Annotated in this window: 7 protein-coding genes; 1 reads left to right on the plus strand and 6 read right to left on the minus strand. The window is 70.1% G+C overall.

Translation table 11 applies throughout. From position 1 onward, the window contains the following. Positions 1-3: 3 nt before the first annotated feature. From ACFQ7F_RS44705 to ACFQ7F_RS44730, 6 genes are all read right to left on the minus strand, one after another. Positions 4-378, minus strand: coding sequence for a hypothetical protein (locus ACFQ7F_RS44705; protein WP_383285142.1), 375 nt, complete (start codon positions 376-378; stop codon positions 4-6). 75 nt (positions 379-453) lie between these two features. Continuing rightward, positions 454-846, minus strand: coding sequence for a roadblock/LC7 domain-containing protein (locus tag ACFQ7F_RS44710; protein WP_383285145.1), 393 nt, complete (start codon positions 844-846; stop codon positions 454-456). 82 nt (positions 847-928) lie between these two features. Beyond that, on the minus strand, positions 929-1699 hold the full coding sequence (locus ACFQ7F_RS44715; RefSeq protein WP_383285148.1) for a transcriptional regulator: 771 nt from the start codon (positions 1697-1699) through the stop codon (positions 929-931). Positions 1700-1704: 5 nt separating this feature from the next. Next, positions 1705-2118, minus strand: coding sequence for a hypothetical protein (locus tag ACFQ7F_RS44720; RefSeq protein ID WP_383285151.1), 414 nt, complete (start codon positions 2116-2118; stop codon positions 1705-1707). Between the two features lie 241 nt (positions 2119-2359). Further along, positions 2360-3727 carry an APC family permease gene (locus tag ACFQ7F_RS44725; RefSeq protein WP_383285154.1) on the minus strand — a complete coding sequence of 456 codons (1368 nt, stop codon included), beginning with the start codon at positions 3725-3727 and terminating at the stop codon, positions 2360-2362. Positions 3728-3862: 135 nt separating this feature from the next. After that, entirely contained in the window at positions 3863-5389 is a 1527-nt protein-coding gene (locus ACFQ7F_RS44730) for a diaminopimelate decarboxylase (protein WP_383285157.1), read from the minus strand. Positions 5390-5536: 147 nt separating this feature from the next. Here ACFQ7F_RS44730 and hutU point away from each other — a divergent pair, with 147 nt between their 5' ends. Continuing rightward, complete coding sequence (gene hutU / locus ACFQ7F_RS44735) at positions 5537-7204, plus strand: urocanate hydratase (RefSeq protein ID WP_383285160.1); 1668 nt, start codon at positions 5537-5539, stop codon at positions 7202-7204. Positions 7205-7336 lie beyond the last annotated feature (132 nt).

Genomic DNA, 7336 nt, shown 5'->3' on the forward strand with positions numbered 1-7336 from the left:
GGCTCAGACGTCGAGGTTCGCCTCGATGCGCTTGAGCTGGTGGCGGGCCATGGCCAGATTGGCCCGGTCCTTGTCGAGGGCCACATAGAGGAAGAGGCCGTTGTTGTTACGGCCCTTGATCAGCCGGATCAGGTGGTACTGGCTGCTGAGCGAGATCAGGATGTCCTCGATCTCGTCCTTGAGGTCCAGTAGTTCCATCGTGCGCAGCTTGGCGCGCACCACGTCCGTGTTGCCGGCCGCGGCGACGGACAGGTCCAGGTCCTTTCCGCCGCCGATCGTGCCCAGGGCCATGCCACTGGTGTAGTCGACCAGGGCGGCGCCGATGACCCCCTCGATCGAGGTGGTCGTTTCCTTGAGTGCTGTCTCTGTGTTGGCCATTAATTTCGCACTTCCTTTCCGTCTGCTTGGCGTCCGCGGTGAGGGGGACGATGAGGGTGTGGTGGGGGACATGGGTCAGCTTTCCTCCGCTCGTTCGACGGCGGCGTCGACCAGCTCTCCGATGAGCACGCTGGAACGGCGGCCCTCCAGATGGAGCCGGCCCACGTTGACGCGGGGCTCGGCGAGCAGCGTGAGCACGGCGGACGATCCGGCCGTGTACGTCGCCACGTAGCCGTCCTCGCCGCGGATGAGCAGTTCGCGGAAGCGGCCCTGGTGCGTCGCGTCCGAGAGCCGCAGGGCGACTCCGAGCGCCGCCGCGGTCAGGGCACAGACGCCTTCCGCCTCGACGTCCGTCGCGTCCTGCGCGAGCAGGAGTCCGTCGACGCTGGCCGTCAGGGCGCCCCTGAGCTGAGGAATCCTGGTCCGCAGGCGTTTCAGTTCGACCAGTACGTCGGCTTCGGCAGCCATCAGCTCTCTCCTCCCGGCGCGCTTGAAGAGCGCTAAGAACTTCATGGGGTGGGGGGCCAAGTCCGGTGACCCGTACGGAGATTCACAGACTTGCCTCCAGCGCGTCACGGACCCGGCGCAGCAGGGCGACGTCCGGCTCGGGGTGGTCATCGGAGACCGGGGCGGGGAGCATGGGCAGGCCTGGTTCGGCCGTGCGCGGGGGTTCCACGAGTCCGGCCGCGGCGAGCCGCCTGACCTCGATCAGGGTGTGGAACGAGGGGCGGCCGAGGGCCCAGGCGATGGCGGTGGGCGTGCGGACACCGTCGGCGAGCCGCAGCAGTGAGATCTGGCGTCCGGTGAGCTTGTGGCCGGGCGCGGGAGGGCGTGGCACGACGGGGGATGTGTCCAGTTCGGGGCAGGGCCAGACGCTGGCCAGCAGGGCCCGGCGCCGCCGGGTCTCCCGCTCCAGGGTCTCGGCCGACACCGGGCGGACCCGGCCGAGCCAGTGCGCGACCCCGTAACGGAACCGGGTGGGTCCGCTCGCCGGGCCGAGGACGAAGAACGCGGCGTCGAACAGCGCGCCGATGTGGCACATTTCCAGCTCGCCGGCGGTTATCCGGCCGCTGTCTATCAGGTGCCGCCCCACCTCGTGCCGGGTCCCGGCAAGTGAGAGGGCCTCCTGCCAGCCCTGCGGGGGCAGCGCCCCGCCGGCCGTGAGCAGGACGTCGATGCCCGGCGCCGCGGGGCTCTCCGCGTGCACGACATGGCCGTCGACGAGGTAGAGGGTGCCCTGGTCGCGCAGCAGGGCGCCGGTCGCCCGTTCGCCGGCCAGGCGCATCAGCATGGGTGAGGTGGTGGACGCGGTGATACGCATGGCGTTCACACCAGCACCAGGCGCTCGGACAGGTCCCGAAGGCGTATGCGCGCGAGCGCGAGGTTGCCGGTGTGCCGGTCGAGCCAGAGGTAGAGGAACACGCTGCTGTCGAAGGTCGTCTCGACGAAGCGGATCAGATGGAATCCGGTCCTCGTGGTGACCATGAGGTCCTCGACGGGGAGTTCCTTGTGGTTCGGGTCCCGCGCCGAGTCAAGGGCGTCGTCCCTGGGCGCGAACGCCTGGTACTCGGCCGCCGACCGGGCCACCTCCGCGGTCTCCGCGGCGGTCGCCTCGTGATCGCCGCCCGGAGGATCGCCGACCGAACCGAGGGCGAGCCCGCTGGTCCAGTCGACGATCGCTGCTCCGCGCGCACCGGGCAGTGTCATGGCTTCGAGCAGACACTCGTCGATTCCGGGCACGCGGCTCCCCTTCCCCAGGGTTGAACCGGGTGGCCCCTACCACCCGACCGGGGGCTTATCGCCGCCCGATGTGAGGAAGGTACGCAGAACTCGTGGAGTTTCCAGGCAAGTAGGCACTTTCCAGGGGAACATGCCCAACCTCGACGGGATCCGCGCGAGGAGCGGTCAGGGAAGGCCCGAGCCTGACCGAAAGTATCGGCCTAGCGACCGGATCGCCCCGGGGGCGCCCCTGACGGCCCCGTTACTCCTCGCCGCGAGCCTTGAGCACCACCTTGTTCACGGCCCAGAGGCCGATGCCGATGGCGAGCAGCACCCCGGCCCGGATGTAGACCTCCGCCGGACGGTCCGCGAGGGGACTCGCGAGGACCAGGGCCGTGATGGCGCCGAGCACCGGAAGGACCGTCGGCGCACGGAAGTGCTTGTGCTCGACGGGGTCGCGGCGCAGGACGAGGACCGCCACGTTGACCACCGCGAACACGCAGAGCAGCAGGAACGCGGTCGTGTCGCCGAGCCCCTCGATCTCCCCGGTCGACACCAGGCCGATCGCGAGCAGCGACACGAAGACGATGCCGACCACCGGTGTGCGGCGGCGCGAGAGGACGCGGCCCATCGCGCGCGGCAGGATGCGTTCGTTGGCCATGCCGTAACAGAGCCGCGAGGCCATCATGATGTTGATCAGGGCCGAGTTGGTGACCGCGAACAGGGCGATCAGCGCGAAGAGTTTGTGCGGGAAGTCGATGCCGCCCGCCTTCACGACTTCGAGGAGCGGGCCGCTCGATCCTTCGAGCACCTTGTAGTCGACGAGCAGCGATGACACAAGCGCCACCAGGACGTAGATCGTGCCCGTCACCGCGACGCCGATGAAGATCGCCCGCGGGAAGGTGCGTGCGGGGTCCTTCGTCTCCTCGGCCATGTTCACCGAGTCCTCGAAGCCGACGAACGCGAAGAAGCCGAGCGCGGTCGCGCCGAGGATGCCCGTCATCAGGGCGAAGCCTGTGCCGCCGCCTCCCTCGAAATCCGTCAGGCGGGACGGTTCGCCGTCCCCGCTCAGGACCGCGTAGGCGCCGATCGCCAGGATGATGGCGAGGCCCGTCACCTCGACGAGCGTGAGGACCACGTTCGCCTTCACCGACTCCGACACGCCCCGCAGGTTCAGCGCCGCGAGCGCGACGATGAAGAGGATCGCGATCAGTGTCGGCGGCAGTGCGTCGTTCGTCAGCTCCCCGAGGTAGTCGCCGCTGAAGGCGCGGGCCGCGGCGCTCGCCGACGACAGGCCCGAGCACATCACCATGAAGGCGATGATGAACGTGAAGAACGGGACCTTGAACGCCTTCTGCGTATAGAGGGCGGCGCCCGCCGCCTTCGGATACTTGCCGACCAGTTCGACGTACGACGCCGCCGTCAGGAGCGCCACGACGAAGCCGATCGCGAACGGCAGCCACAGCGCGCCGCCGACCTTCCCCGCGACCTTGCCGGTGGTGGCGTAGATGCCGGTGCCGAGGATGTCGCCGATCACGAAGAGGATCAGGAGCTTGGGCCCGATCGCGCGGTTCAGCGCGGGTTCTTCGCCGGGTGTCGGTGCTTCGGTGGTCGCCTTGGATGTCGTCACACGATCATCTCCCCCGAGGGCGTGCCTGGTTACCTGGGTGCCTGGGTGGGCCTGGGTGTGCCTGGGTGTGCCTGGGTGTGCCTGGAGGGATGGTCTGCCCCGAAAAAGCGGCAGGGATGCGGCAGTTGAGAAACCTCAGAGGTCCCGCAGCGCGTCCCGTCCCGCGCCTCCCGACTCGGCGACGATCTCCTCCAGGGTCTGCGGCTCCCGCACGGTGGCGAAGGTGGTCTGTTCCCCTGACCCGGCGGCGAAGCCGTAGATCCCGGGCCTGGCAAGGCTGTTGTAGGAGTAGTGGTGCGCGAAGTAATAGGCGCCCGTGTCGAGCACCGCCGCGTAGTCGCCCTGTTCGAGCAGCGGAAGCGGACGGTTCTCCGCGAGCAGGTCGCCCGCGAAGCAGGCCGGGCCCGCGATGTCCTGCCCGACGTTCGGCCCGCTCTTGGGGCGACCCTTCGCGTCGAACGCGGCGATCCGCAGCGGCCAGGAAGCGGGCGCGTACACCGTGCGCGCCGCCACCTGGACGCCCGCGTGCGTCACCGCGATGGGCCGGGTGCCCGCCGACTTGGCGTACTCCACGCGGGCCAGGATCGTGCCGTGCTTGGCGAGCAGCGAGCGGCCGAACTCGGTGACGATGCCGTACCGCCCGTCGAGTAGTCCCGGCACGCGGGACTTCAGGCGGCGCGCGTACTGCGCGTGCGTCGGGGTCTCCTCGTCCGAGCCGAAGTTGACGGGCAGACCGCCGCCGATGTCGATGGTGTCGATCTGCTGCCGTCCGGCCCGTCCGTTGATCTCCTCGGCCAGGTCGTACGTAGCCGAGACGCCCCGCACCATCAGTTCGAGCGGCATGCCCTGCGAACCGGAGTGTGCGTGCAGGCGGGTGAGCCAGGGGCGGTCGAGGTAGGCCTGGACGACCCACTCGCGGGCGCCGTCGTCGAGCAGCGCGACCCCGAACTTGGAGGTCGCCGTGGCGGTGGACAGGGCGCCGATGGAGCCGCCGCCGATCTGCGGGTTCACGCGCAGGCCGATGGGGGAGCGGGAGGGCGCGGAGCGGGTCATCGCGTCGATGCGGGCGAGCTCCTGCGGATTGTCCGCGTTCACCGCGATGCCGAGGGCGAGGGCCTCGCGCAGCTCGGCCGGGGTCTTCGCGGGCGAGTCGAGGACGGTGTGCGTGGGCGGCACACCGGCGGCCCGCGCCAGGGCGAGCTCGCCGGGGCTCGCCACCTCGGCGCCGATGCCCGCGTCGCGAAGCAGCCGCAGGACCGGGACCAGGGGCGACGCCTTCACCGCGAAGGCGTGCAGGACGGGCGTGCCGGGCGGTGTGACCGCCTCGAAGGCGGCGCGCAGGGATGCGGCGGCCGAGCGGATGCCGGTGACGTCCAGGAGGCCGACGATGGGCGACGCGGGGTCGACGAGGCCCTGCTCGACGGCGGCGCGGATGGCCTGGTCGCGGCGGGACGCGGAATCCGCGGCCGAATGGGCCGGGGGCTGCGGGGCCGGGGGCTGCGCCGCCGGGGGCTGTGCTGTCGGGGGACGTGCCGCCGGATCCATCGTCGTAAGGCGTTGCGTGGGGGCTTCCGGGTGGCTGCCCGGGGCTCCGCCCGGTCCTCTGCCCGAGTCTGCGTTCGCCTCGGACGCGCGTGCGGTCTCCGCTCCCTGATCGCTCATGTGTTCCAGCCAATCATCCGTGACGCGGTACCGCTGCACTGTCAACGTATTGACTAGTTCTATTCAACATCGCAGGATGTGAATAACAAGGTCACAGCAGAGCACCACCGAGCTCACGAGCAGAGCTTCACGCGAGGAGGCATCGCCATGTCAGGACCCCGCCCCGTACGGGCACCGCGCGGTACGGAACTGAGCGCCCTGGGATGGCAGCAGGAAGCCGCCCTGCGCATGCTGCAGAACAACCTCGACCCCGAGGTCGCCGAGCACCCCGACAAGCTCGTCGTCTACGGCGGCACGGGCAAGGCCGCCCGCGACTGGCGCTCCTTCGACGCGATGGTCCGCACGCTGAAGACCCTCAAGCAGGACGAGACGATGCTGGTCCAGTCGGGCCGCCCGGTCGGCGTCATGCAGACCCATGAGTGGGCCCCGCGCGTCCTGATCGCCAACTCGAACCTCGTGGGCGACTGGGCGAACTGGGAGGAGTTCCGGCGTCTTGAGGCACTCGGCCTCACGATGTACGGCCAGATGACCGCCGGTTCGTGGATCTACATCGGCACGCAGGGCATCCTCCAGGGCACGTACGAGACGTTCGCCGCCGTCGCCGCGAAGAAGTTCAACGGCACGCTTGCCGGGACGATCACGCTGACCGCCGGGCTCGGCGGCATGGGCGGCGCCCAGCCGCTCGCCGTGACGATGAACGACGGCGTCGCGATCTGTATCGACGTCGACCCGCGCGCCATCGAGCGCCGCATCGAGCACAAGTACCTGGACGTGAAGGCCGACTCCCTGGAGCACGCGCTCCAGCTGGCGACGGAGGCCCGCGACCAGCGAAAGCCCCTCTCCATCGGCCTGCTCGGCAACGCGGCGGACCTGCTCCCGCGCATGCTCGCCGAGGGCGCCCCCATCGACATCGTCACGGACCAGACCTCGGCCCACGACCCGCTCGCGTACCTCCCGGTCGGCGTTGACTTCGATGACATGCAGACGCTCGCGGAGAAGGACCCGGCGGGCTTCACCACCCGCGCGCGTGAGTCGATGGCCACGCACGTCGAGGCGATGGTCGGCTTCATGGACGCGGGCGCCGAGGTCTTCGACTACGGCAACTCGATCCGCGGCGAGGCCCAACTCGCGGGATACGAGCGCGCGTTCGCGTTCCCCGGCTTCGTCCCCGCCTACATCCGCCCGCTCTTCTGCGAGGGCAAGGGCCCGTTCCGCTGGGCGGCGCTCTCCGGCGAGGCATCGGACATCCACAAGACCGACAAGGCGCTCCTCGACCTCTTCCCCGAGAACGAGTCCCTGCACCGCTGGATCAAGATGGCGGGGGAGCGGGTCCACTTCCAGGGCCTGCCCGCGCGCATCTGCTGGCTCGGCCAGGGCGAGCGCGACAAGGCGGGCGACATGTTCAACGACATGGTCGGCAACGGCACCCTCGCCGCCCCCCTCGCCATCGGCCGCGACCACCTGGACTGCGGTTCCGTCGCCTCCCCCTACCGCGAGACGGAAGCCATGCTCGACGGCTCCGACGCGATCGCCGACTGGCCGCTCCTCAACGCCATGGTGAACGTCGCATCCGGCGCCTCCTGGGTCTCCATCCACCACGGCGGCGGCGTCGGCATGGGCCGCTCCATCCACGCGGGCCAGGTCTCGGTGGCCGACGGCACGAAGCTGGCGGGCGAGAAGATCCGCCGCGTCCTGACGAACGACCCCGGCATGGGCGTCATCCGGCACGTGGACGCGGGCTACGACATCGCGGAGTCGGTTGCGGACGAGAAGGGCGTACGGATCCCGATGCGCGAGGGGGACGGCACCGCGTGAGCGACACCTTCCACGCCATGTGGCGTTCCCTGCGGCCCCAAAGCCCCAGCGACGCCACCGGCGGCGACCCCCCGTACACCGTGAACCGCCCCCCCCCCGAGTGCCCCCGCTGGGTACAGGAGCCGGCCGAGG

It is taken from the genome of Streptomyces sp. NPDC056486, from assembly GCF_042795295.1.
Classification (GTDB): domain Bacteria; phylum Actinomycetota; class Actinomycetes; order Streptomycetales; family Streptomycetaceae; genus Streptomyces.

What these genes read in the sequence shown, in the direction of transcription:
- ACFQ7F_RS44715 (WP_383285148.1), bottom strand. Translation starts at nt 1,699, where the DNA reads ATGCGTATCACCGCGTCCACCACCTCACCCATGCTGATGCGCCTGGCC.
- ACFQ7F_RS44705 (WP_383285142.1), bottom strand. Translation starts at nt 378, where the DNA reads ATGGCCAACACAGAGACAGCACTCAAGGAAACGACCACCTCGATCGAG.
- ACFQ7F_RS44730 (WP_383285157.1), bottom strand. Translation starts at nt 5,389, where the DNA reads ATGAGCGATCAGGGAGCGGAGACCGCACGCGCGTCCGAGGCGAACGCA.
- ACFQ7F_RS44710 (WP_383285145.1), bottom strand. Translation starts at nt 846, where the DNA reads ATGGCTGCCGAAGCCGACGTACTGGTCGAACTGAAACGCCTGCGGACC.
- hutU (WP_383285160.1), top strand. Translation starts at nt 5,537, where the DNA reads ATGTCAGGACCCCGCCCCGTACGGGCACCGCGCGGTACGGAACTGAGC.